Annotated in this window: 22 protein-coding genes; 1 reads left to right on the top strand and 21 read right to left on the bottom strand. The window is 62.6% G+C overall.

What is annotated here, in order from left to right; translation table 11 throughout:
- Positions 1 to 66: 66 nt before the first annotated feature.
- The 14 genes from V6F88_RS26805 to ndk all read right to left on the bottom strand — a co-directional run bounded on the left by V6F88_RS26805 (position 67) and on the right by ndk (position 14,300).
- Positions 67 to 1,224 carry an ATP phosphoribosyltransferase regulatory subunit gene (locus V6F88_RS26805; protein ID WP_332613369.1) on the bottom strand — a complete coding sequence of 386 codons (1,158 nt, stop codon included), beginning with the start codon at positions 1,222 to 1,224 and terminating at the stop codon, positions 67 to 69.
- 275 nt (positions 1,225 to 1,499) lie between these two features.
- Positions 1,500 to 2,402 (bottom strand): protease modulator HflC, encoded by a 903-nt coding sequence (gene hflC / locus V6F88_RS26810; protein ID WP_046803676.1) that lies wholly within the window; start codon positions 2,400 to 2,402, stop codon positions 1,500 to 1,502.
- 18 nt (positions 2,403 to 2,420) lie between these two features.
- Positions 2,421 to 3,725 carry an FtsH protease activity modulator HflK gene (gene hflK / locus V6F88_RS26815; RefSeq protein ID WP_332613370.1) on the bottom strand — a complete coding sequence of 435 codons (1,305 nt, stop codon included), beginning with the start codon at positions 3,723 to 3,725 and terminating at the stop codon, positions 2,421 to 2,423.
- A complete protein-coding gene (gene hflX, locus V6F88_RS26820) occupies positions 3,691 to 4,797 on the bottom strand; it encodes a GTPase HflX (protein WP_332613371.1) in 1,107 nt (368 codons plus the stop codon). Before hflX ends, hflK begins: the two co-directional genes overlap by 35 nt.
- Before the next feature lie 84 nt (positions 4,798 to 4,881).
- The gene (hfq, locus tag V6F88_RS26825) at positions 4,882 to 5,118 is read right to left on the bottom strand and encodes an RNA chaperone Hfq (RefSeq protein ID WP_006218585.1); all 237 of its coding nucleotides are present in this window, start codon (positions 5,116 to 5,118) and stop codon (positions 4,882 to 4,884) included.
- Positions 5,119 to 5,276: 158 nt separating this feature from the next.
- The gene (gene hisC, locus V6F88_RS26830) at positions 5,277 to 6,350 is read right to left on the bottom strand and encodes a histidinol-phosphate transaminase (protein ID WP_332613372.1); all 1,074 of its coding nucleotides are present in this window, start codon (positions 6,348 to 6,350) and stop codon (positions 5,277 to 5,279) included.
- A 3-nt stretch (positions 6,351 to 6,353) separates the two neighbouring features.
- Complete coding sequence (gene der / locus V6F88_RS26835; RefSeq protein WP_332613373.1) at positions 6,354 to 7,712, bottom strand: ribosome biogenesis GTPase Der; 1,359 nt, start codon at positions 7,710 to 7,712, stop codon at positions 6,354 to 6,356.
- Between the two features lie 25 nt (positions 7,713 to 7,737).
- Positions 7,738 to 8,895, bottom strand: coding sequence for an outer membrane protein assembly factor BamB (gene bamB, locus V6F88_RS26840; RefSeq protein ID WP_046803681.1), 1,158 nt, complete (start codon positions 8,893 to 8,895; stop codon positions 7,738 to 7,740).
- Positions 8,896 to 8,900: 5 nt separating this feature from the next.
- On the bottom strand, positions 8,901 to 9,539 hold the full coding sequence (locus V6F88_RS26845; RefSeq protein WP_046803682.1) for a YfgM family protein: 639 nt from the start codon (positions 9,537 to 9,539) through the stop codon (positions 8,901 to 8,903).
- A 3-nt stretch (positions 9,540 to 9,542) separates the two neighbouring features.
- Positions 9,543 to 10,829 carry a histidine--tRNA ligase gene (gene hisS / locus V6F88_RS26850; protein WP_332613433.1) on the bottom strand — a complete coding sequence of 429 codons (1,287 nt, stop codon included), beginning with the start codon at positions 10,827 to 10,829 and terminating at the stop codon, positions 9,543 to 9,545.
- A gap of 55 nt (positions 10,830 to 10,884) precedes the next feature.
- Entirely contained in the window at positions 10,885 to 12,171 is a 1,287-nt protein-coding gene (ispG, locus tag V6F88_RS26855; protein WP_046803684.1) for a flavodoxin-dependent (E)-4-hydroxy-3-methylbut-2-enyl-diphosphate synthase, read from the bottom strand.
- A 13-nt stretch (positions 12,172 to 12,184) separates the two neighbouring features.
- Positions 12,185 to 12,679, bottom strand: coding sequence for a helix-turn-helix domain-containing protein (locus tag V6F88_RS26860; RefSeq protein ID WP_332613374.1), 495 nt, complete (start codon positions 12,677 to 12,679; stop codon positions 12,185 to 12,187).
- Complete coding sequence (rlmN, locus tag V6F88_RS26865; protein ID WP_332613375.1) at positions 12,676 to 13,830, bottom strand: 23S rRNA (adenine(2503)-C(2))-methyltransferase RlmN; 1,155 nt, start codon at positions 13,828 to 13,830, stop codon at positions 12,676 to 12,678. Before rlmN ends, V6F88_RS26860 begins: the two co-directional genes overlap by 4 nt.
- A 44-nt stretch (positions 13,831 to 13,874) precedes the next feature.
- On the bottom strand, positions 13,875 to 14,300 hold the full coding sequence (gene ndk / locus V6F88_RS26870) for a nucleoside-diphosphate kinase (protein ID WP_006218576.1): 426 nt from the start codon (positions 14,298 to 14,300) through the stop codon (positions 13,875 to 13,877).
- Between the two features lie 405 nt (positions 14,301 to 14,705).
- Between ndk and V6F88_RS26875 the strand changes: the two genes are divergently transcribed.
- Complete coding sequence (locus tag V6F88_RS26875; protein ID WP_332613376.1) at positions 14,706 to 17,600, top strand: valine--tRNA ligase; 2,895 nt, start codon at positions 14,706 to 14,708, stop codon at positions 17,598 to 17,600.
- A gap of 82 nt (positions 17,601 to 17,682) precedes the next feature.
- Here V6F88_RS26875 and V6F88_RS26880 read toward each other — a convergent pair whose 3' ends face one another.
- From V6F88_RS26880 to rimM, 7 genes are all read right to left on the bottom strand, one after another.
- Positions 17,683 to 18,972, bottom strand: coding sequence for an NAD(P)/FAD-dependent oxidoreductase (locus V6F88_RS26880; protein WP_332613377.1), 1,290 nt, complete (start codon positions 18,970 to 18,972; stop codon positions 17,683 to 17,685).
- A gap of 9 nt (positions 18,973 to 18,981) precedes the next feature.
- Positions 18,982 to 19,713 (bottom strand): amino acid ABC transporter ATP-binding protein, encoded by a 732-nt coding sequence (locus tag V6F88_RS26885; RefSeq protein ID WP_332613378.1) that lies wholly within the window; start codon positions 19,711 to 19,713, stop codon positions 18,982 to 18,984.
- Complete coding sequence (locus V6F88_RS26890) at positions 19,710 to 20,363, bottom strand: amino acid ABC transporter permease (protein ID WP_332613379.1); 654 nt, start codon at positions 20,361 to 20,363, stop codon at positions 19,710 to 19,712. Before V6F88_RS26890 ends, V6F88_RS26885 begins: the two co-directional genes overlap by 4 nt.
- Positions 20,364 to 20,486: 123 nt before the next feature.
- Positions 20,487 to 21,242, bottom strand: a complete 756-nt coding sequence (locus V6F88_RS26895) for an ABC transporter substrate-binding protein (protein WP_332613380.1) — start codon at positions 21,240 to 21,242, stop codon at positions 20,487 to 20,489.
- A gap of 99 nt (positions 21,243 to 21,341) precedes the next feature.
- Entirely contained in the window at positions 21,342 to 22,046 is a 705-nt protein-coding gene (locus V6F88_RS26900) for a helix-turn-helix domain-containing protein (RefSeq protein WP_332613381.1), read from the bottom strand.
- 154 nt (positions 22,047 to 22,200) lie between these two features.
- Positions 22,201 to 23,049, bottom strand: coding sequence for a tRNA (guanosine(37)-N1)-methyltransferase TrmD (gene trmD / locus V6F88_RS26905; RefSeq protein ID WP_332613382.1), 849 nt, complete (start codon positions 23,047 to 23,049; stop codon positions 22,201 to 22,203).
- Positions 23,049 to 23,666 (bottom strand): ribosome maturation factor RimM, encoded by a 618-nt coding sequence (gene rimM, locus V6F88_RS26910; protein WP_046803694.1) that lies wholly within the window; start codon positions 23,664 to 23,666, stop codon positions 23,049 to 23,051. The genes trmD and rimM overlap by 1 nt, the downstream gene beginning before the upstream one ends.
- Positions 23,667 to 23,705: the final 39 nt, after the last annotated feature.

The raw sequence follows: 23,705 nt of genomic DNA on the forward strand, positions 1-23,705 counted from the left end.
AATATCGAGTTTCTCGGGAAATCCGGAAATCTCCCCGCGGCCCTCTCGTTTCCAAGAGGGAGTTAGTCACAGCGTTCTGACCGTCCAGGCGCCATCTTGCAGCGCCAGCTCGCGATCGCAAACGAATTCGTCCTGATCCTGCTCGTGACCGGGCAATACCTGAACGACAATTTCCCCTGACCGGCGCAAACGGCGAACCGCCTCGGTCAAGGCGGGGGCCTGCCCCCAGGGCGCGCGAACCGCTCGCGCCCGCTCTGCTGGCGGCAAACCCGCCGCCAGTTTGCGTAAATCCAAACTGAAGCCCGTGGCCGGACGAGCGCGGCCAAATGCACGGCTGACGTCGTCATAGCGTCCACCGCTGACCAGCGCGTCGTGCCACCCTTCGGCATACAACGCAAACTTGACGCCGGAGTGGTAGCCGTAGCCGCCCACATCAGCCAGGTCCACGCCGAATGCCACGTTGGGCATGGCATCCACCAGGGCCTGCAGCGCATCCAGCGCCGCTGCCACGCCAGGCAACAAAGGCAGGTCACGACGTGCAACTTTCAGCACTTCGGGCCCACCATACAAATTTGGCAGCAACTTCAACGCAGTCAGCGTCTCTTCGCGCATGCCGGGCGCCCTTTCAGCCAGCTCACCCAGCCCCGGCACGTCTTTCTCGCGCAACAGACGGATGACGTCTTCGGCCAAGGCGACGGCGGCAGGGTCGGATTCGACAATGGCGCGCACCACACCCGGATGGCACAAGTCCAGACGGGGGTTGCGCACGCCTGCGATTGCCACGGTTTCCAACACAAGCTGGATGATTTCCAGATCGGCCTCAAACCCGGCATGGCCATAAATCTCGGCGCCGATCTGCAGCAGCTCGCGGCTGGACAGTAGATCCGCCGGGCGAGCGTGCAGCACGTTGCCGCAATAGCACAGGCGCGTCACGCCGGCACGGTTCAACAAGTGCGCATCAATGCGCGTGACCTGAGGAGTCATGTCGGCCCGTACACCCAGAGTGCGACCGGTCAGCTGGTCAACCAGCTTGCAGGTTCGCAGATCCAGATCGCTACCGGTGCCGGACAGCAATGAATCGATGTATTCGACCAGGGGCGGCGCGACCAGCTCGAAGCCGTATGTACGGTACAAGTCGAGAAGTTCGCGGCGCAATTCCTCGATGCGCCGGGCCTCTGCCGGAAGTACGTCGGCAAGGCTCTCGGGCAGCAACCAGTTACCCATGAATGTTTACCTGAATAACGCCAAGTGATGCGTGGGCGTCGCCCAAACGAAAAAGCGGCTGAGGGGGCGTAAGCCCGCTCAGCCGCTGCGGAATGTTTTCTAGCTTACGCGGTATTGTACATGAGTCGGCCGACAGCGCTAGCCGGGATTATCAGGGCCGCAAGCCGTCCCCCTATCGACGAACAGGCGGCACCGCCCAACCTACAACGCCCTTGCAGCAATAAAAAACCCCTTGGAATTCCAAGGGGTTTTCAGTGCGCAAGGTGCGTGGTGACTTACTTGGCGGGCACGGTAACCGGCGCCAATGCTTCGCCCGCCGGGTCCTTCATGAACTGGAAGAAGCTGGAGCTGGGGTCGACCACCAGCACGTCGCCCGGCTTCGAGAACGAAGCGCGGTACGCCTCCAGGCTCTTGTAGTACGTGTAGAACTGCGGGTTCTTGCCGTAGGCCTGGGCATAGATCGAAGCGGCGGCGGCGTCGCCTTCGCCCATGATGCCCTGCGCCGTGGCGTAAGCCTGAGCCACAATCACTTCGCGCTGGCGATCTGCTTCGGCGCGGATCTTCTCGCCCTCGGCGGCACCAATGGAACGCAGCTCGTTGGCGACGCGCGTACGCTCCGCTTCCATGCGGCGGTACACCGATTCCGAAATCTCAGGCGCGAACTCGATACGGCGCAGACGCACGTCGACAATTTGCACCCCCAGAGGCTCGGCGCGCTTTGCCACGTTGGTCAGGATCTCGGCCATGATCTTGTCGCGTTCGGTCGACACCACGTCACGCACGGTACGCACGTTGACCGAAGCGTTCAAGGCGTCACGGATCAGCGCTTGCAGCCGCTCTTGTGCGACGCGCTCGTTGCCGCCCGTCGAAACGTAGTATTGGCGGGGGTCCGCAATACGCCATTTCACGTAGGAATCGATCAGCAGGTTCTTCTTTTCAGAAGTCTGGATGCGTTCGGCTTCGTTGGTTTCGATGGTCAGGATGCGCTTGTCCAGCGTCACGACGTTCTGGAACGGTGGCGGCGCCTTGAAGTACAGGCCGGGTTCATTAATGGTCTTGCGCACTTCGCCCAGTGAGAACACCAGGGCGTAGTCGCGCTCGCGCACGACGAAGACGCATGACGACAGGGCAGCCAGCACGATAAGCAGGCCGACCAGGATGGGCATAAAACGTTGCATGATCAGAAATCCTCCGGGTTAGCGCGACGTGCGGTCGCGGGGCAGCGTGTTGCTATTGCTGCTGCCGGAAGACTGGGGCGCCGGCGCCGCGTTGCTACGCAACGGCGGTTGGACTGGCGGGCTGATCAACGCAGGCGAACCCGGGTTGCCGACGCTGGACTTGCTGGCGTCCTGGGCAGCCAGATGCATGATTTTGTCCAAGGGCAAATACAACATGTTGTTGTTGCTCTTGGTGTCGACCATGACCTTGCTGGCGCGCGTGAAGATGTCTTGCATGCTTTCCAGGTACATACGCTGGCGCATCACTTGCGGCGCCTTTTCGTATTCGCCCAGGATGCTGGTGAAGCGCGAGGTATTACCCTGCGCATCGCCCACCACCTTGGCCTTGTAGCCTTCAGCCTGTTCGGTCATGCGCGATGCCTGGCCGCTGGCCAATGGCACGACCTGGTTGGCGTAGGCTTGGCCTTCGTTGATCTGGCGTTCGCGGTCTTGACCGGCCTTGACGGCGTCGTCAAAGGCGGCTTGCACCTGCTCGGGCGGCTGCACGTTCTGGATGGCAACAGTGCTGACCTGCACCCCGCTTTGATAGCGATCCAGGATCTGCTGCATCAAGGCCTGCACTTGCGTGGCAACCGCGGTACGGCCTTCGTACAGGACGAAGTCCATCGACTGCTTGCCCACGACTTCGCGCATGGCCGTTTCAGAAGCCTGGCGGACGGATTCGTCCGGGTCGCGCGTCTTGAACAGGTAATCAGGGCCGCCGTCGGCACGCAGACGGTATTGCACGACGAACTGCATATCGACGATGTTCTCGTCCGTCGTGAGCATCAGCGCTTCAGGCAGGACCTTGTTGCGCGAACCGCCGCGGAAACCGACTTCAAACGTGCGCAGCTGCGACACGTTGACGATTTCCTGGCTTTGAATGGGATACGGCAAGCGCCACTGGAAGCCGGCTTGCGACGTGCTCTTGTACTTGCCGAACTGGGTCACAACCGCGACCTGGCCTTCTTGCACGATGTAGAAGCCACTGGCCAGCCAGATACCCGCCGCGACCAGGGCGATGACGCCCAGGCCGATGCGCGTACCACGCGGCGACGGCGGCGTCATGCCGCCTCGGTTACCGGGGCGGTTGTTACCACCGCCACCGCCCTTGCGACCAAACAAGGAGCCGATGCGATTATTGAAATCGCGCCAGACTTCGTCCAGGTCAGGTGGGCCGTCTCCATTGCCTTGAGGCCGCTTCGGCGGCGGCTCGGAGCCATTGTTGTTCCCACGACCCCAACCGGGGTCATTCAGATTGAAGAGTTTGATAATTCGCGGCATTGTTTCCCACAATCTGTCCGGTCTCCGCAATTGCCCCGCGCAACGCATCCAGACCGGCGCGCTCGGTGGCGCTTACAAATACTCGCGCAATCGTACCATGTGCATCGCGCTCCACCCGGGGTTCCAAACCCGCCCGGTCAATCTTGTTGTATACCAGAATGGTCGGAATCGCGGAGGCTCCGATTTCGGCAAGAACCTTGTTGACTTCAAATATCTGCTCGTCACGCTGCGGGCTGGCCGCGTCGACCACATGCAGCAGCAGATCGGCGTGGACGGTCTCTTCGAGTGTTGCGCGGAACGCGGCGATCAGGCCGTGCGGCAGGTCGCGGATGAATCCGACGGTGTCCGACACCACTACCGACCCGGCGCCGTCGATCCAGATACGACGCGTGGTCGTGTCCAGCGTGGCGAACAGCTGATCGGCGGCGTAGCTGTCAGCACGCGTCAGCGCATTGAACAGCGTGGACTTGCCCGCGTTGGTGTAACCCACCAGCGACACCGACAGCGCACCGCCCCTGGCGCGGGCGCGCCGTTGCGTCACCCGCTGGCGCTCGACGCGGTCCAACCGCTCGCGCAGCGTCTTGACCTTGGCGCCGATCATTCGGCGATCCATTTCCAGCTGCGACTCGCCCGGACCGCGCATCCCGATACCGCCGCGTTGACGTTCCAGGTGGCTCCACATGCGCGTCAGGCGCGTGGCCAGATGCTGCAACTGCGCCAGTTCGACCTGCAATTTGCCTTCGTGGCTTTTTGCGCGCAGCGCGAAGATATCCAGAATGAGCGCAACGCGATCCACCACGCGCAGGTTGAAAGCCCGCTCAAGGTTGCGTTGCTGAGCCGGTGACAACGGCTGGTCGAAAAGGACGATATCGGCCAGCAGGGCTTGCGCCATCCCCACGGCTTCGTCCGCTTTGCCCGAACCGATGAAGAACTTGGCGTCGGGGCGATCGCGCCGGGCAGTCAGCGTACCGACGACTTCCGCACCCGCGCCCTTGGCCAGCATGGTGAATTCCTCGGCGTGGGCAGCGTGGTCCGGGTCACCCAGATCCACGCTGATAATCAGAGCGCGCATACATGCACCATATTGGAGCCAAAGCGAAAATGCCCGCCGACGTCAACCGTCAGGCGGGCAAAAAAAGGTAAAGCTGGAGCGAGATTATTCAGCAGGGACTTCCACCTGAAAATTCACGGCGCGCGCGGGGACGACGGTGGAAATGGCATGCTTGTAAACCATTTGCGTAACCGTATTGCGCAGCAGCACCACGTACTGATCAAAAGATTCGATTTGCCCTTGAAGCTTGATGCCGTTTACCAAGTAGATCGACACGGGCACATGATCCTTGCGCAGCGTGTTCAGAAACGGATCTTGCAGAGTTTGCCCTTTATTGCTCATTGGCCAGGCTCCATTTGTTTGTTATTGAGTGATGATGTGCTTTCTTGTGCTGGTGGAGCACACCGAAACATGTACTCTACAGGGTTTTCCCGGCCCGTGCTACTTGGCCAGGAAGCAAAAGTGACACCAGAAATTTCAAGCTGAAATGCCCCTGAAGATCACGCTTTCAGGACCTCTTCAAGCGCCTTCAGAAGCAGGTTGACCTGCTCGTCAGTGCCCACCGTGATACGCAGAAACTGATCGATGCGAGCATGACGAAAATGACGCACGATGATGCTGCGCTCGCGCAAGGCGGCGGCCAGGCCCGCAGCGTCTTTTGAAGCGTGCCGCGCGAACACGAAATTCGCGGCCGACGGCAAAACCTCGAAGCCCAACGCTTGCAAGCCCATCGTCATCCGCGACCGGGTTTCGATCACGGCTTGGCGAGTCTTGTCAAAGTACTCTGTATCCTCCAATGCCGCTACTGCGCCGGCCGACGCCAGGCGATCTATCGGGTAGGAGTTGAAACTGTTCTTTACGCGCTCAAGGCCATCGATGAGTTCAGCGCTGCCCACGGCAAAGCCAACACGCAGCCCAGCCAGCGAGCGCGACTTGGACAACGTCTGCACGACCAGCAGGTTGTCATAGCGGCCCACCAGGCCCACCGCGGATTCCCCGCCGAAGTCCACATAGGCCTCGTCCACCACCACAACCGAGTCGGGGTTGCCGGTCACGATGCGTTCAACATCGGCCAGGCTTAGCGCCCGGCCGGTCGGCGCATTGGGATTGGGGAAGATGATGGCGCCCGCCTGCCCGTTTGCACCCGGCAGGTAGTCGTCGACATTGATGGAAAAGTCCGCAGCCAGCGGCACCGTTTCGAACTCGATGCCGTACAAGCCGCAATAGACCGGATAGAAGCTGTAGGTAATATCCGGAAAGCGCAGAGGCTTGTCGTGCTTGAGCAGCGCAAGAAATGCGTGGGCCAACACTTCGTCGGACCCATTGCCGACGAAGACCTGGTTGGCTTGCACGCCGACAGTGGTTGCGATTGCCTGGCGCAGCCGGTCCGAAGACGGGTCCGGATACAGCTTGAGCGTGTCGTCAGCGGCCGCGCGTATGGCCTCAAGCACCTTGGGCGACGGCCCGTACGGATGCTCGTTGGTGTTCAGCTTGACCAGGTTCTGAAGCTTGGGCTGCTCGCCCGGGACATACGGACTGAGCGTCCCGACCACGGGACTCCAGAAACGGCTCATGGATCAACTTTCCTGCGCGTAGGGGTTGTGCGACGACTTGAATTCGATGCGCAGCGGCGTGCCGGCCAGATCGAACGCGTTGCGGAAACGCGTTTCCAGATAGCGGCGATACGAATCGGGGATGGCATCCAACGCATTGCCGTGAATGACGACCAGCGGCGGGTTCTGCCCTCCTTGGTGCGCGTAGCGCATCTTGGGGCGGAAGATACCCTTGCGCGGCGGCTGTTGCTGTTCGATGGCGGCCTGAAGTTCACGCGTCAGCTTCGGCGTGGACAACTTGGCGAATGCCGCGGCGTGCGCCGAGTTGATGGACTTGAGCAAGGGCTTGATGCCCTGGCCGCGCAAGGCCGAAATGGTGTGCATGCGCGCGAACGACAGGAAGCGCAGCTTGCGTTGGAATTCGCGTTCGATGCGTTCCTTTTCCTCGCCGTCCAGGCCGTCCCATTTGTTGATGGCGACCACCACGGCACGGCCCGTTTCCAGCACGAAGCCCGCGATGTGGGCGTCCTGCTCGGAAATTTCGGTGTGCGCGTCCAGCATCAGCAGCACGACGTTGCTGGCCTCAATGGCCTGCAACGTCTTAATGACCGAGAATTTCTCGACGGCCTCGAAGACCTTGCCGCGCTTGCGCAGCCCGGCCGTGTCGATCAGCGTGTAGCGGCGGCCATCGCGGTCGAAGTCAATTTCAATGGCGTCGCGCGTCGTGCCGGGCAAGTCGAACGCAATGACGCGCTCTTCGCCCATCAGCGTATTGATAAGCGTCGACTTGCCCACATTGGGACGGCCGACGATGGCCAGCTTGATGCGGTGATCGTGCTCGCCCTCGCCTTCTTCGAATGGCTCGTCTTCGGCCGGCGGTTCGGCCAGGTCTTTCAGGGCCAGTTCGATCAGGTCGACAATGCCGTCACCGTGCGCCGCCGAGATCGGAAAGGGCTGACCCAGACCAAGTTCGTGGAATTCGGCAATGGCGGGGCCCAGGCCCATGCCTTCGGCCTTGTTCACCGCCAGCAGAACGCGTTGCTGGCCAGACTTGCGCAGCAATTGGGCGATTTGGTGGTCGTGGGCGTTCAGCCCGGCGCGAGCGTCCACCAGGAACACCACGACGTCGGCCTCGGCGATGGCCTGCCGGGTCTGGCGCGCCATCTCAAGCAGGATGCCGTCCTTGGCGACGGGCTCGAAACCACCGGTATCGATAGCGATGAAGGGGATCTCGCCTACCCTGCCCTCACCGTAATGGCGATCGCGGGTCAGGCCGGAAAAATCGGCCACCAACGCGGCGCGCGATCGCGTCAGGCGGTTGAAAAGGGTCGACTTCCCCACATTGGGGCGACCGACCAGGGCAACGACAGGCTTGAAAGACACGGTGTAAGGCTTTGTTCTATGAGTTTTAGTTGGCGCCGATCATGACGAGATTGCCATTGCCCGTCTGGACCAGCACACCTTGGGGGGTGGTTTGCGGCGGCGAAACGACGGCGCCTCCACCCACGGACAGCCGCGCCATCAGGCTGCCATCACTACGCGACAGAAAGTGCAGATACCCTTCCAGGTCGCCCACGGCAAGCGCGCCGCCCAGCATGGCCGGGGCGGTCAGCTGGCGATTTTTCAGCGCCGCTTGCTTCCACACATTGCCGCCATTATCCAGCGCAAACGCGTTGACAACGCTATTTTGATCCGCCGAGTACGCAAAACGGTCGTCCAGGGTCATGCCGCTGACGCTGGAGAAGTCCTTGGCCCACAACGGGCGACCGCCGGCGGTCACGTCAAAGCAGACGATACGCCCTTGGTAGGCGACTGCGCAAAGCAGGTTGCCCGTAATACGCGGCGTGCCGACGACGTCGGTCAGGCGTTCAAGGTCGCTGGCGCCGCGCGGCGTAGCCACGGTGCCTTCCCACTGCACGTTGCCACTGTCGGACGCGATTGCCATCAGCTTGCCGCCGGGCAGGCCGGTGATGACCAGGCCTTCGGCCAGCACCATTTGCGACACGCTGCGCAAGGCAAGCGACGGGCCGGGGCGTTGCACGTTCCAGACGCGCTCGCCGCTATTGGCGTCGAACGCCTGGATGCGGTAATCGCCACTGCGCACGACGACGATGCCATAGCCCACCACCGGCGGGATCGTGACGTCGCTGGTCGCGCGGACCTTCCACTTGACCTTGCCGGTGTCGTCAAACGCAATCACATCGCCATCGGGCGAGGCGACGGCGGTCGTGGTGCCGTCGCTGCCGGCTCCCGCGGACAGCTTGCCTTCGGTCTTGGCCTTCCACAACGGGCGGCCGCTTTGCAGGTCGAACTTGCCGACCGAGCCATCCGGCGTGGCGGCGTAGACGGCCGTGCCCAGCACCGTGGGCGCAAAGCCCAGGCCTGAGCCGCTGCCGATCGACGTGGACCAGATCTGGCGCACGGACATGCCGGCCTTGTATTCGGTCAGTGGGGCGGGATCGTAGCGGCCATCATCGTGGGAGAACAGACCGCAGCCACCCAGGGCAAGCAAGCTTGCCAGGCAGACAGCGCCACGCCACGTACGACCAGGTGCAAATTTACGCATTACAGTTACGCTCCGCTCAGGGCATCCAGTTTCAATTGCACAACCTGGGTCAGCGGATTCGCCGTGCCCAAGCCATCAATGGCGCTTTGCCAGGCCGCACGCGCTTCATCGCGCTTGCCTTGCGCCGCGAGAATATCGCCACGACGGTCAGCAAACAAGGCGGCAAACGCGGCCGGCGGATTGTTCAATTGCGCAAGCGCCGCATCAAACTGCTTTTGGTCCAGCAGCATGCCGGCCAGACGCAGGCGCGCCACCGCTTGCATCGACGGATTCTTGCCTTGCGCCGCCAGCCATTCCAGCTGTTCACGCGCGCCCGCTTCGTCCTTCTGGGCTTGCAGGGCCTGCGCCGCGACCAAGGCGCCGCGCGCCGCATAGCCGGTGGCCGGGTATTGTTCACGCAGCGTCGCGGCCGCCGTCTTGATGCGCACCGCCGAATCGGCGCCGCCCAAACGGGCCGCATCTTCCAGCGCTTCGAAGTAACCCATGGCCTGGTTGGCACGGTGCGATTCATAGGCCTTCCAGCCCCACCAACCGCCCCAGGCCAATGCCACCACGGCAAACAGCGTCACGACCAGCGTGCCGTATCTAGCCCACCACGCCTTGATGGCGTCCAGCTTTTCCTGTTCTTCGAGATCGTATGCCATGCCTTAACCCTTGTTGTTCAGTACCGCAGCCAGATCCGCAAGCGGGACCTGCTGCTGCGCCGCGTCGCCTTGGGCATCCGCGCGCAAATATTTGACGCTGGCGGTCTGCGATGCGACTTCGTCGGCGCCAAGAATAACCGCAACGCGGGCGCCGCTGGCATCGGCGCGCTTGAATTGCGACTTGAAGCCCGCCGAACCGGCATGCACGATCACGGACAGGCCCGCATCGCGCAACGACTCGCCCACGCGGGCCGCCAGGCGCTGTGCGTCTTCGCCCTGATGCACCACGTACACGTCGCATTCGGCAGGGGCGTCCAGCTGAACGCTCTGTTCCCAGAGGTCCAGCAGGCGTTCCATGCCGATGGCAAAGCCAACCGCCGGCGCGGGCTTGCCGCCCAACAGTTCGATCAGCCCGTCGTAACGACCGCCGCCGCACACCGTGCCCTGGGAACCGAGGCGATCGGTAACCCACTCGAACACGGTCAGGTTGTAGTAGTCCAGCCCGCGCACCAGGCGCGGATTCAAGCTGTATTCAATGCCGGCTTCCGTCAGGCGCTGGCAAACGCCTTCAAAGTGCGCGCGCGATTCATCACCCAGGAAATCGAACAGGCGCGGCGCGCTGTTGGCCATTTCCTGCATGGCCGGATTCTTGGTATCCAGCACGCGCAGCGGGTTCGTGTACAAGCGGCGCTGGCCGTCTTCGTCCAGGATGTCGCGGTGCTTTTCCAGGTGCTCGATCAGCGCGGCGCGGTGCGCGGCGCGTTCGGCCGGCTGGCCCAGCGAATTGAGTTCAAGGCGTACGTCCTTCAGGCCCAGAAGCTTCCACAGGCGGGCCAGCATGACGATGAGTTCAGCATCCACGTCGGGGCCGACATAGCCCAGGGCTTCGACGTCGATCTGGTGGAATTGACGGTAGCGGCCCCGCTGCGGGCGTTCGTGGCGGAAAACCGGGCCGATCGAATAAACGCGTTGCGGGCGGTCATAGAGCATGTTGTGCTCGATGGAGGCGCGCACAATGCCGGCCGTCATTTCAGGACGCATCGTCAACGACTCGCCGTTCAACGCGTCGGTGAAGGTGTACATCTCTTTTTCGACGATGTCGGTCACTTCGCCGATGCCGCGCGTGAACAGGCGCGTATGCTCAAGCACGGGCGTACGCACGTTGCGATAGCCGTAGCCGCGCAGCCAGCCGCGCACGATTTCCTCGAATTGTTCCCAGCGGGCGCTCGGCCCGGGCAACACGTCATTCATGCCGCGTATGGCGGCGACTTTCTGGAAAGCTTGAGTCATCTTGATCATGCCGCATCACGCGCCTGGCGGCGCGCTTGTGGCTACACCCTTTCTTTTAATGAGAGGCGAGCACGCCGTACCGGCGCGCCACGTAGTCTTCGACGATGGCCTGGAACTCTTCGGCGATATGGTCGCCTTTGAGCGTGACCGTGCGTTCGCCATCCACGAATACCGGCGCCGCGGGCACTTCGCCCGTTCCCGGCAGACTGATACCGATATCCGCATGGCGGCTTTCGCCCGGCCCATTGACCACACAGCCCATGACCGCGACGTTCATGCTTTCGACGCCCGGATATTGCGACTTCCAGACCGGCATCTGGCGACGCAGGTAGGACTGGATGCTGTCGGCAAGTTCCTGGAAGAACGTGCTGCTGGTGCGGCCACAGCCGGGGCATGCGACCACCATGGGGGTGAACGCGCGCAGGCCCATGGTCTGCAGGATTTCTTGCGCCACGATGGCTTCGCGGCTGCGGTCGCCGCCGGGTTCCGGCGTCAACGAAATACGGATGGTGTCGCCGATGCCTTGCTGCAACAGCACGGCCAGCGCGGCGGTGGACGCCACGATGCCCTTGCTGCCCATGCCGGCTTCGGTCAGGCCCAGGTGCAGCGGATAGTCGCAGCGGGCGGACAGATCTCGGTAAACGGCAATCAGGTCCTGCACGTGGCTGACCTTGCACGACAGGATGATCGCATCGCGGCGCAAGCCCAGTTCCTCGGCGCGCTGCGCATTGCTGATGGCCGACACGACCAGCGCGTCACGCATCACAGCCTGGGCCTCCCAGGGTTGCGCGCGGCGGCTGTTTTCGTCCATCTTGCGCGCCATCAGTTCGTGATCCAGGCTGCCCCAGTTCACGCCGATGCGCACCGGCTTGTCGTAACGGCAAGCCACTTCGATCATCTGCGCAAAGTTGTCGTCGCGCCGCTTGCCGCCGCCCATGTTGCCGGGGTTGATCCGGTACTTGGACAGCGCTTGCGCGCATTCCGGAAACTGCGTCAGCAGCTTGTGGCCGTTGTAGTGGAAGTCGCCTACCAACGGCACGTTCACGCCCATGCGGTCCAGCTGTTCGCGGATGGCGACCACTTCGCGGGCCGCCTCGGGCGTGTTGACCGTGATACGCACCAACTCGGAGCCGGCCTGCGCCAGTTCCTTGACCTGGATTGCCGTGGCGATGGCGTCGGCGGTGTCGGTGTTGGTCATGGACTGCACCACGACCGGGGCGTCACCGCCAACCATGACAACGCGATCGCCCCACTTCACCGCTACCGAGCGCGTGGCGCGGCGCATGGCGGCCCCGACAGACGGAGGCGGCGCATCATGGCAAGGCAGAGAGGAATCTTGCATCAATGGAACCGGTTTACTTGGTGGGCTTGGGCAGCCAGTCGAACGGCAGCCATTGCTGCGGCAACCAGCCTTGCCAGAAGGCATACGCCACGCCGGCGGCCAGGACCAGCACGATGGCGATCAACCAGCCCCAGGACGTGGACGACGAACGCTCGTCGTCAGCACTGGATTGGGGAATGGAATGCGCCGAATGCAAGGCGCCCGGGCTCAGCTTGACGGGGCCGGTAACGCGGGCCTTGGGGTCAAGCGAGTCGACGATGGCTTGGGAATCGGCGCCCAGCAAACGCGCGTAGTTACGGACCAGGCCGCGCAAAGAAACGCCGGTGGGCAAGTCTGCCCACGCTTCGTTTTCAAGGGCTTCGATCTGCTTCGTGGAAAACTTGATCCGGCTGGACACCTCGTCCAGGGACCAACCCTTGGACTGTCGCAGCGCGCGCAATGCCGAGCCGATGTTGCCCGCGGCCCCGGCGGGCGTTTCAGAAACTGCAGAAGCGAATTCCTGCGTCATGCATGCACCTGTTTAATTGGTATGGTCTGGCGCTGTGCGGCGTTGCGCTCGGTAATCCGAGTGCGGTCGCGCACTTCTCCGGCCAATTGACCACAAGCTGCATCGATGTCGTCGCCCCGGGTCTTGCGCACGGTCGTAATGATGCCGGCGTCCATCAGCCGCTGCGCGAACACCTTCACGCGGGCAGAATTGGAACGCTTCAGGCCCGACTCAGGGAAGGGGTTGAACGGAATCAGGTTCAGCTTGCAGCGCAGCTGGCGTGCAATTTGGATCAGTTCCCTGGCGTGCTGGTCGGTATCGTTGATGCCGTCCAGCATGCAGTATTCAAAGGTGATGAAGTCGCGGGGCGCAAACGCCAGATAGCGCTCGCAAGCCGCCAGCAACTCTTTCAGCGGGTACTTCTTGTTCAGCGGCACCAGTTCGTCGCGCAGCGCATCGTTGGGTGCGTGCAGCGACACCGCCAGCGCCACCGGACAGTCTTGCGACAGGCGGTCCATCATGGGGACCACACCAGAGGTGGACACCGTGACGCGACGGCGCGACAGGCCGTAGGCGTTGTCGTCCAGCATCAGGCGCAGCGCCGGCAGGACCTGGTCGTAATTAAGCAAGGGTTCGCCCATGCCCATCATGACCACGTTGCTGATGACGCGCGTATCTTCGGTGGCCTTGGCGCTTTCCAGGCGGGCGGTGCCGATATCGGCTTCCAGCACGCGCTTGGCCCACCACAGCTGGCCGATGATTTCGCTGGTTTTCAGGTTGCGGTTAAAGCCCTGATGCCCGGTCGAGCAAAAGCGGCAATTGACCACGCAGCCTGCCTGGCTGGAAATGCATAGGGTGCCGCGGTCGTCTTCGGGGATGAAGACGGTTTCGATGGCATTGCCCTGCCCCACATCAAACAGCCACTTGCGCGTGCCGTCGGTCGAGCGTTGCTCGATATTGACGGGCAAGGCCTCGATACGGCAGTTGGACGCGAGCTGGCTGCGGAATTCGCGAGCCAGGTCGGTCATGGCGTCGAACGAATCGGCGCCGCGCTGGTGCATCCAGCGCTGCAGCTGGCGGGCGCGAAACGGCTTGCCGCCCCACTGCCCGACAAGTTCGGACAGGGCGGAGCCATCCAGCCCCAGCAGATTGATTCGTTCGACGGATTCCATGACCTGGGTAACGCTAAAAAACTAATTCAGTGCTTACGCGAAAATCAACGGCTGTGGATGTTGATTTCGGGGAAGAAGAAAGCGACTTCAACGGCGGCCGTTTCCGGAGCGTCGGAGCCGTGCACGGCGTTGGCGTCGATGCTGTCGGCGAAGTCGGCGCGGATGGTGCCGGCTTCAGCCTTCTTCGGGTCCGTGGCGCCCATCAGGTCACGGTTCTTCTGGATGGCGTCTTCACCTTCCAGCACTTGCACGAACACGGGGCCCGAGATCATGAAATCGACCAGGTCCTTGAAGAAGGGGCGTTCCTTGTGCACGGCGTAGAAACGCTCGGCATCGGCGCGCGACAGTTGCGCCAGGCGGGCAGCGATGACCTTCAGGCCGGCTTGCTCGAAGCGGCCGACGATCTGGCCGATGACGTTCTTGGCGACGGCGTCGGGCTTGATGATCGAGAGGGTGCGTTGGATGGACATTAGGAACTCCGAAAGCTGATTTCTGACTGGTTTCTGATGAATTGCCTGGCGTGCCTCTGCACTTGTCGGTGTCACCCTTGAAGTGTCATCGCGCGATGGGCGCGCGGGCGGTCCGGCGTGTTTGAACGATTTCGTTGAACATTCCGGGCCGGCCCGAACCGCTTGCCATGGCAGGGATTCGACACTGGCCACCGATCGGACGTGCCATGGATTCTTACCGAGGATACCGAAACGGGAGCTTTTAAGCGCACATTTCTGAAGGAATCCTCAATGAATTCAGGGACTTCTAAAAGGTTTACAGTAACCCGGTATTCTAACACGCTGAGAAGACCGCATTACATCTTAGAATGAGCGGTTTGCTGCCCGTATCCCTACGCCGGGCGCCCTGTCTGCCGGAACCCTGTAATGACTCAAGCTGCTCCCCCCACCGCCGCGAATCCCGCGAGCGACGCCCCGGAACTCTCCAAGAGCTTCGAACCTTCTGAATTGGAATCGCGCTGGTACGCCGAATGGGAAAAGCGCGGCTATTTCACGGCGGGCCAGCACGTAAAAACGGGGACGGAAAGCCAGCCATATGTCATCCAGTTCCCGCCGCCCAACGTCACGGGCACGCTGCACATGGGCCATGCGTTCAACCAGACCATCATGGACGGCCTGGTGCGCTATCGCCGCATGTCCGGCGACGACACGGTATTCATTCCCGGCACCGACCATGCCGGCATCGCCACGCAGATCGTTGTTGAAAGACAGCTGGATGCCCAGAAGGTTTCGCGCCATGACCTCGGCCGCGAAAAATTCGTGGAAAAAGTCTGGGAATGGAAGGAAAAGTCGGGCAACGCCATTACCGAACAGGTGCGTCGCCTGGGCGCCTCGGCCGACTGGCCGCGCGAATACTTCACGATGGACGACCGCATGTCGCGCGGCGTGGTCGAAACCTTCGTGCGCCTGCATAAACAGGGTCTGATCTACCGCGGCAAGCGCCTGGTCAACTGGGACCCGAAGCTACTGACCGCCGTGTCCGACCTGGAAGTGCAGTCCGAAGAGACCGAGGGCCACATGTGGCACATCCTCTATCCCTTCGTGGACGGTCCGCAAACCATCGTGGACAAAGACGGCCAGACCGTCACGCTGCGCGGCATGACCATCGCCACGACCCGCCCGGAAACGATGCTGGCCGACGGCGCGCTGTGCGTGCACCCGGACGACCCCCGCTACCAGCACCTAGTCGGCAAGGAAGTCGAACTGCCGCTGTGCGACCGCAATATCCCGATCATCGCCGACGATTTTGTTGACCCGGAATTCGGCACGGGCTGCGTGAAGATCACCGGCGCGCATGACTTCAACGACTATGCCTGCGCGATGCGCCACGATCTTCCGCTGATCGTGATCTTTACGCTGGACGCGCACATCAACGAAAACGGCCCCAAGCAATTCCAGGGCCTTGAACGCTACGAAGCGCGCAAAGCCGTCGTTGCGCAACTGGACGCCGAAGGCTATCTGGTCAAGGTTGAATCGCACAAAATGATGCAGCCCAAGGGCGACCGCACCGGCGTCGTCCTGGAACCCATGCTGACGGACCAATGGTTCGTGGCCATGAGCAAACCCGCGCCCGAAGGCACGCTGAACCCGGGCAAGAGCATCACCGAAGTGGCCCTTGAAGTGGTGGCCGACGGCCGCATCAAGTTCTACCCGGACAACTGGACCACCATCTACAACCAGTGGCTGAACAACATCCAGGACTGGTGCATCTCGCGCCAGCTGTGGTGGGGCCACCAGATTCCGGCGTGGTATTCGGAAGACGGCCAGATCTTCGTGGCGCACGATGAAGCCGGCGCCATCGAGCAGGCGCGCGCCGCGGGTGTCACGGGCGATCTCAAGCGCGATCCTGACGTGCTGGATACCTGGTTCTCGTCGGGCCTGGTGCCCTTCACGACGCTGGGCTGGCCGGAAAAAACGCCCGACCTGGAACGCTACCTGCCGTCCAGCGTGCTGGTCACCGGCTTCGACATCATTTTCTTCTGGGTCGCGCGCATGGTCATGCTGACCACGCACATGACCGGCCAGATTCCGTTCAAGCACGTCTATGTGCACGGTCTGATCCGCGATGCAGACGGCCAGAAGATGAGCAAGTCCAAGGGCAACACGCTGGACCCGGTCGACCTGATCGACGGCATCGACCTGGACGGGCTGGTCGCCAAGCGCACCTACGGCCTGATGAACCCCAAGCAGGCCGGCTCCATCGAAAAGGCAACGCGCCGCCAATACCCGGACGGCATTCCCGCGTTCGGTACCGACGCGCTGCGCTTTACGATGGCCGCCTACGCCACGCTGGGCCGCAACATCAACTTCGACCTGAAGCGTTGCGAAGGCTATCGCAACTTCTGCAACAAGCTGTGGAACGCCACGCGCTTCGTGTTGATGAACACCGAGGGCCATGACCTGACGGGTTCCGACGCGGGCGAAACGTCGTTCGTCGACCGCTGGATCATCAGCCAGATGCAAACGCTGGAAGCCGACGTGGCGCGCGGCTTTGCCGACTACCGCTTCGACAATATCGCCAATGCGCTGTACCGCTACGTGTGGGACGAATACTGCGACTGGTACCTGGAACTGGCCAAGGTCCAGATCCAGACCGGCACGCCGGCCCAGCAACTGGGCACGCGCCGCACGCTGATTCGTGTGCTGGAATGCGTGTTGCGCCTGGCCCATCCGATCATCCCCTTCATCACCGAAGAACTGTGGCAGAAGGTGTCGGTGGTGGCGGGCAAGCGCAAGGAAGGCGTTGCTGACAGCGTCAGCGTGCAGCCGTATCCGCAAGCCAATCCGGCCGCCGTGGACACCGCCGCCGAAGCCGACGTGGCCGAACTGAAAGCGCAGGTCGAAGCCGTGCGCGCATTGCGCGGCGAAATGAACCTGTCGCCCGCCCAGAAGGTGCCGCTGTGCGCCCAGGGCGATGCGCCCGTGCTCAAGCGCAACGCGCCTTACCTTGCCGCGCTGGCCAAGCTGAGCCAGGTCGACGTGCTGGACACCCTGCCCGACGCCGGCGCACCGGTACAGGTCGTGGGTGCCAGCCGCTTGATGTTGCACGTTGAAATCGACGTGGCCGCCGAACGCATCCGTCTGGACAAGGAAATCGCGCGCCTGGAAGGTGAAATCGCCAAGGCCAACGGCAAATTGTCCAACGCCAGCTTTGTCGAACGGGCACCCGCGGCCGTCGTTGAGCAGGAAAAGGCGCGCATGGCGCAGTTTGGCGAAACCCTGCAAAAGGTGCGCGAACAGCGCGCCAAGCTGGCGGACTGAGTCTGATCGGTGCAGGGCAAAACGCCTGCCAAACAAAAAACCCCGGAACGCGTTCCGGGGTTTTTTTCGTTTGGCGGGTGGCTTACACGCCCCCGTCCGTCATGCGATACCACGTGACCACCGCATTCACATAGAGCCGCCGCAGGCCGTAGAGCGGAAACGGCACCACCGGTGACAAAGGCACGGGCAGCGCGGCCACGTCGCCCGTTGCCACGTACTGCGCCATCGCGCGCCCCATACTCGTTTGCAGACCCACGCCGCGACCCTGGCAGCCGATATCCACCAGCAAGCCCGGCTGCGGCTCGTGCAAATGCGGCAGGTAGTCGCGCGTGATGGCCACGCGCCCACACCAGCGGTATTCAAACGGCGTGCCGGCCACCTGGGGGAACATCTTGAACATCACGCGTTCCAGATGCGCCCAGTCTTGCGGCCCCTTGGGTTCACGGAACGGCCCGCGCCCGCCCATCAACAGGCGGCCCTGATGGTCCAGCCGAAAGTACAGCAGCAGGTTACGCGTATCGGACGTGACGTGGCCTTCGGGAAAGATGCCCGCGCGCACCGCTTCCGGTAGCGGTGCAGTCGCTACCTGGAAGGTGTTGGCGTCGATGACGGACGTCTTCAGGCCGGGCAGCAGGTCTCCGCCGTAAGCGTTCGTGCACATGACGACGCGCTCCGCCATCACGCTTGCTCCGCGCGAAGTCGTGGCCGTCCACTTGCCGCCGTCACGCTTCAAACCCGTGACCGGCGTGTCCGTGTGGATCAGCGCCCCCGCGTTCAGCGCGGCGCGTGCCAGGCCACGCACATAGCTCAAGGGCTGCACGGCGCCCGCGCGATTGTCCACCCAGCCACCCAGGTAGCGATTCGTGCCCAGCAGGCGTGCAACCTGATCAGTATCCAGCGGTTGCGCATCCACGCCGTGGCGCGCCCATTGCGCCGCGCGGCCGTGCGCAATACGCAAGGCTTCGGCGGTGTGCGCGCCCTGGATCCACCCCTTGCGCACATGCGGCACGTCCATGGCATGCCGGTCGATCAGGTTGAAGACCGAATCGGCCGTGGCGCCGGCAAACCGCAATAGCCGCTCGCCTTTGTCGTGTCCGAACATGGCGATCAAATCGTCGGGGTCATATTTCAGCCCGGGGATTACCTGGCCACCATTGCGCCCGGACCCGCCGAAGCCAATCTCGCGGGCCTCCAGCACGATGGTCTTCACGCCCCGCTCGGCCAGGTGCAAGGCCGTGCTCAGCCCGGCATAACCGCCACCAATCACCAACACGTCGGCTTGCGTTGACGCGGTCAGCGGCTCGGTCGGAGGCGGCGGCGCCGCGGTGGCGGCCCACAGGGAAGGCGACAGGGGAAACGGCGCTTGCGACATGACGGATCCTTACATGGGATGCAGCACGCGGTGCAGGAAGTCCTGCGTCCGGGGATGCTGCGGATGATTCAGCACTTCGCGGGCGGCGCCCTGCTCTACCATGACGCCGCCATCGAAAAACATGACACGGTCCGCGACCTCGCGGGCAAAGCTCATTTCATGCGTGACGACCACCATCGTCATGCCCGCTTCCGCCAGCTTGCGCATCACGCCCAACACATCGCCAACCAGCTCCGGGTCCAACGCCGAGGTGGGCTCATCGAACAGGATGGCCTTGGGCTGCATCGCCAATGCCCGGGCGATGGCCACGCGCTGCTGCTGCCCCCCGGACAATTGATTGGGATGCGCGTCCGCCTTGTCGGCCAGGCCCACGCTGGCCAGCAATTCGCGCCCGCGTTCGATCACCTGCGCACGCGGCTCCTTCTTGACGAAGATAGGCCCTTCGATCACGTTTTCCAGCGCGGTGCGATGCGGGAAAAGGTTGAAGCGTTGAAACACCATCGCCACCTGCGTGCGGATCGACACGATGGAAGCCGCGTCGGCATCGACCAGTTCACCGTCCACGGTGATGCGGCCGGCGTTATAGCGCTCAAGCCCGTTGATGCAACGCAGGATCGTGGACTTACCCGAACCGGACGGGCCGATCACGCACACCACTTCGCCCTTGCGGACTTCGGCATCGATGCCTTTCAACACCTCAAGCGAGCCAAAGCTCTTGCGCACTCCTTGAAGTTCGATCATTTGGTGGCGCTCCTTTTTTCCAGGTGACGCACCAGCAGAATCAACGGCACGCACATCACCAGGTACATCAGCGCCACCAACGAAAACACCGTGGCGTTCTTGAAGGTGGACACGGCAATCAGCTTGCCTTGCAGCGCAAGTTCGGCCACCGTGATCGTCGACGCCTGCGACGAATCTTTCAACATCATGATCATGATGTTGCCGTACGGCGGCAGCACGATCTTGACTGCCTGTGGCAAGACCACCCGCCGCATCGTCATGCTCCAGCTCATGCCCATCGCCATCGCTGCTTCGATCTGCCCCCGGTCGATGGCCTGGATACCGGCGCGGAAGTTCTCGGCCTGATACGCGGAATACGCCACGCCCAGACCGATGATGGCGGCCTGCACGGCGGTCAACGAAACCCCCATGTCCGGCATCACGAAATAGATGTAGAACAGCAGCACGATGATCGGGATACCGCGCAGCAGGTTGATCACCCCGCCGCTGACCTTGGAAAGGAATTTATTGCCCGAGACGCGCATCAGCGCCCACACCAGGCCCAGCACCGTGGACAGCGCCAGGGAACCGAGCGTGACCAGGATCGTCAGCTTGGCGCCTTGCAGCAATATCGGCAGGAACTCCGCCGCGTCGTTGAAGAATTCCGTCATGACCTCATCCACCCAGGCTCGACTGCCGGCAGGGACGCGGGATGCGCCCCGCCCGCCGACGCGCATGCACGCACGTCGGCTTGGCCGTTGCCAAAAACGTTGGTTGCCTGCAAGCAGCCGGCGTTATGCGCCGGACAGCCCCCACTTTTTCAGGATCGCGTCGATGGCCCCGTCGGCCTTGAGCTTGGCCAACGCTTTGTTGATGCGGTCCAACAGCGCGGTATCTTCCTTGCGGGTGGCCAGCCCCAGGCTGCCCATGACGGTAGGTTGATAGGCTTGCGCCATCTTCAGATTGGGATAGTTGCCTTGCGTCAGGATGTAGGCGGCGATCGGGTAGTCCATGAACCCGCCCTGGATGCGGCCGGCATTTGCGTCGCGCATCATGTCCGGCGGGTTGTCGTACAGCTTCACTTCCTTGAACACGCCACTTTTCTGGATGGGCTCGACAAAGGCCGTGCCCACCTGCACGCCCACGGTCATGCCCTTCATGTCCGCGAACGACTTGTATTCCTTGTTATCGGTCTTAAGCACCATCAGCCCTTCGCCATAGCGATAGACCGGCTCGGAAAAGCTCACCACCTGTTGGCGCTGCGGAGTGATGAACATTGCGGCCGACACGATGTCGATGCGCTTGGATGTCAGCGACCCGATCAATGCGGAAAACGCCATGGGTTCTATCTGAACCTCAAAGCCGGCCTCTTTGCCCACGGCCTTGACGATGTCGACCATCACGCCTTCGATGCTATTGGCTTTGGTGTCCAGAAACGTAAATGGACTGCCTGTGGGCGTGGACCCCACCTTCAACACCGTTTGGGCTTGCGCGCCCGCGCCCATGGACAATGCTGCAAATACAGAGACAACAAGAGTCTTGAATTTCATGACATTTCCTCATCGTGGCAAAGAAGTCCGGGCAACGCCTTGGGTGTCCGGTGGCGCGACAATCCCCAGTGTCGTCGCGCGGATGTGGCTGCTGCGCGCTTATGGCGCCTGTTGCGTGTCGTCCCCCGCGGCTGGTGTGATGTTGGAAATGGCCCAGATAACCTCGGTCGTCTGCGAGCCGGGATTGCGCCAGCGCCGCGGCGTGCTGCTGGCATAACAAAAGCTGTCACCTTCATTGAGAAGAACCACGCGATCGCCCACCCACAATTCCAGCGACCCCTTCAGCACCACACCGATCTGCTCGCCCTGCCCCGTCACGAACAGCTCGTTGCCGGTGGAGCCGCCCGGCTCGATGCTGGCGCGGCAAAGGTCCATGCTGCGGCACGCCGGCGGCGTGTACATCTCTTTGCTAATGCCTTTTTCACTAAGGTCGATGAAGCGATGCGTGCCGGCGCGCGCCACGCGCCCCCCATCTTCGCCCTGCGTCGGCTCGGCATTGCGCAGCAGCGAATTGACCGAGACATGAAATTCACGAGCCAGCAGGTGCAGCACCTTGACGGAAGCGGAGCTCAGGCCTCGTTCGATCTGGCTCAACAAGCCCAAGGACATGCCGCAGGCACGCGCCACTTCCGCCAGCGAACGGCCCTGTTCTTTACGCAGCTGCCGCAGTTGCTGGCCCAGCCATAAATCCACGGCCGACTCCGGCCGATCGGGCGGCAGAGTCTTCGACGCGGGCGACGCCGCGGAACGGTTCTCAAGGGCGGTCCGCGTCGAACGCAACCCGCCGGGCTTGGATCTGCTCATGTGAAAATTTCACGATGGTGTAATTTTCAATACTAAGGAGCGCGCGGAGGGCTCACAACCTAGGAACATCCCTAGCGGTTGCGGACGGATGCAGCAAGCGGAAAGCGGAAGGGGGAAGTCGGCACCAAGACGCCGGCACGCGGAAGCGAAATGCTCAGGGTGCGTCGGGCGCTTTGGTTTTTTTGGGGGGAGATGCGGCGGGCCGGCGCCGGCGCTTGGGCGCATCGGCTGCGGGGTCGTACGTGCCGGCCAGCTCGGCCAGGTAGCGCTCGTCCGCCTTGTTCAGCCACGCCTTGGCACGCGCGGATTCGATCAGTTCCGGGCGGCGCGAGGCCGTCAATGCCAGCGAACGCTCGCGCCGCCAGCGGGCGATATTCGCATGATGGCCGCTTAGCAGCGGTGCGGGCACTGATTCGCCCTCGTAGACTTCCGGGCGCGTGTAGTGGGGGCTGTCCAGCAGACCGGACAAGGTATCGTTGAACGAGTCCTGCAATGCGGAATCGCCATCGTTCAGTACACCGGGCAACAACCGCACGGCGGCGTCGATAACGGCAAGCGCGGCGATTTCACCACCGGACAGGACAAAGTCGCCCAGCGAGATCTCGTGGGTAACGCAACGTTCAATGAAGCGCTGGTCAACGCCTTCGTAGCGTCCGCAAATCAAGATGATGCCGTCGCTGGCGGCCAGGGTTTCGGCGCCCGCCTGATCGTAGCGTTGGCCGACTGGGGCCAACAGCGCCACGGGGGCACGGCCCAGGCCTTGCGCGGCGCGCGCATCCTGGGCGGCGTTGACGGCAGCTTCCAGGGGCGCTGCCATCATCACCATCCCGGGGCCGCCGCCGTAGGGGCGGTCGTCCACCGTGCGATGGACGTCATGCGTGAAATCGCGAGGATTCCACGCATACAGGGACCACCGGCCCTGGGCATGCGCCCGACCGGTGACACCTAGATCGCGCACCACCCCGAACATTTCGGGAAAGAGCGTAATGACGTCGAATCGCATCAAAGATCCGCCGGCCAGTCGCTGTCAATGCGGCGAGCAGCCAGGTCGACGGCGTGGATGTGCGCGCGTACGAACGGAACAAGCATTTCGGCGGGTCGGCCCTTGGCGTTCAGAATAGGTTCGGGCCCTTCGGCTCCAACCTTCTGGCACAAGACCTTCAAAACGGCATGAGCGCCGTTATCAAGGACTTCGTCCACCACGCCAATCAGCGTGGGTTCACCGTCGGCGCTGGTATACAGCGCGCAGCCGATGAGGTCGACCCAGTAGTATTCGTCTTCTTTGGGCGCGGGAAAAGAACCGCGCGGCGCCTGCACGGAATATCCGCGCAAGGCTTCGGCCTGATCGCGGTCCGCAATACCCGCTAGCTGGGCCACCACCGTGGCGCCCTGCGAACGGGATTGCAATACCTTGATTGCGACAGGCGCAGACGCGACAGCGCCCCGCGCCAATTCAGGCACAGGGCGAGTCAACCACCATTGAGATGCTGAGAGCAGCACTTCGGCATTGGCCGAATGAGGCTGCACCTTAACCCAGCCTTTCACACCGTAGGCTGCAGTGATGCGGCCCAGCTCGATCAAATCCGTAGGCGCCGCGTTAGAGGTTGCGGCATCAGACATGTATCGTGCTCTTGGTAATTATGAAACAGCTAAGAATGG

This window comes from Achromobacter sp. ESBL13, from assembly GCF_036668755.1.
Taxonomy (GTDB): Bacteria; Pseudomonadota; Gammaproteobacteria; order Burkholderiales; family Burkholderiaceae_B; genus Achromobacter.

Bases quoted from the DNA above. Each gene is read 5' to 3' on its own strand.
- hisC (WP_332613372.1), bottom strand. From the start codon at position 6,350: ATGAGCCGTTTCTGGAGTCCCGTGGTCGGGACGCTCAGTCCGTATGTC.
- V6F88_RS26805 (WP_332613369.1), bottom strand. From the start codon at position 1,224: ATGGGTAACTGGTTGCTGCCCGAGAGCCTTGCCGACGTACTTCCGGCA.
- hflC (WP_046803676.1), bottom strand. From the start codon at position 2,402: ATGCAACGTTTTATGCCCATCCTGGTCGGCCTGCTTATCGTGCTGGCT.
- hflK (WP_332613370.1), bottom strand. From the start codon at position 3,725: ATGCCGCGAATTATCAAACTCTTCAATCTGAATGACCCCGGTTGGGGT.
- ispG (WP_046803684.1), bottom strand. From the start codon at position 12,171: ATGCAAGATTCCTCTCTGCCTTGCCATGATGCGCCGCCTCCGTCTGTC.
- V6F88_RS26880 (WP_332613377.1), bottom strand. From the start codon at position 18,972: ATGTCGCAAGCGCCGTTTCCCCTGTCGCCTTCCCTGTGGGCCGCCACC.
- hfq (WP_006218585.1), bottom strand. From the start codon at position 5,118: ATGAGCAATAAAGGGCAAACTCTGCAAGATCCGTTTCTGAACACGCTG.
- V6F88_RS26900 (WP_332613381.1), bottom strand. From the start codon at position 22,046: ATGAGCAGATCCAAGCCCGGCGGGTTGCGTTCGACGCGGACCGCCCTT.
- hflX (WP_332613371.1), bottom strand. From the start codon at position 4,797: ATGCGCGCTCTGATTATCAGCGTGGATCTGGGTGACCCGGACCACGCT.
- rimM (WP_046803694.1), bottom strand. From the start codon at position 23,666: ATGTCTGATGCCGCAACCTCTAACGCGGCGCCTACGGATTTGATCGAG.
- V6F88_RS26890 (WP_332613379.1), bottom strand. From the start codon at position 20,363: ATGACGGAATTCTTCAACGACGCGGCGGAGTTCCTGCCGATATTGCTG.
- rlmN (WP_332613375.1), bottom strand. From the start codon at position 13,830: ATGGAATCCGTCGAACGAATCAATCTGCTGGGGCTGGATGGCTCCGCC.
- ndk (WP_006218576.1), bottom strand. From the start codon at position 14,300: ATGTCCATCCAACGCACCCTCTCGATCATCAAGCCCGACGCCGTCGCC.
- V6F88_RS26895 (WP_332613380.1), bottom strand. From the start codon at position 21,242: ATGAAATTCAAGACTCTTGTTGTCTCTGTATTTGCAGCATTGTCCATG.
- hisS (WP_332613433.1), bottom strand. From the start codon at position 10,829: ATGACTCAAGCTTTCCAGAAAGTCGCCGCCATACGCGGCATGAATGAC.
- V6F88_RS26860 (WP_332613374.1), bottom strand. From the start codon at position 12,679: ATGACGCAGGAATTCGCTTCTGCAGTTTCTGAAACGCCCGCCGGGGCC.
- V6F88_RS26875 (WP_332613376.1), top strand. From the start codon at position 14,706: ATGACTCAAGCTGCTCCCCCCACCGCCGCGAATCCCGCGAGCGACGCC.
- V6F88_RS26885 (WP_332613378.1), bottom strand. From the start codon at position 19,713: ATGATCGAACTTCAAGGAGTGCGCAAGAGCTTTGGCTCGCTTGAGGTG.
- trmD (WP_332613382.1), bottom strand. From the start codon at position 23,049: ATGCGATTCGACGTCATTACGCTCTTTCCCGAAATGTTCGGGGTGGTG.
- V6F88_RS26845 (WP_046803682.1), bottom strand. From the start codon at position 9,539: ATGGCATACGATCTCGAAGAACAGGAAAAGCTGGACGCCATCAAGGCG.
- bamB (WP_046803681.1), bottom strand. From the start codon at position 8,895: ATGCGTAAATTTGCACCTGGTCGTACGTGGCGTGGCGCTGTCTGCCTG.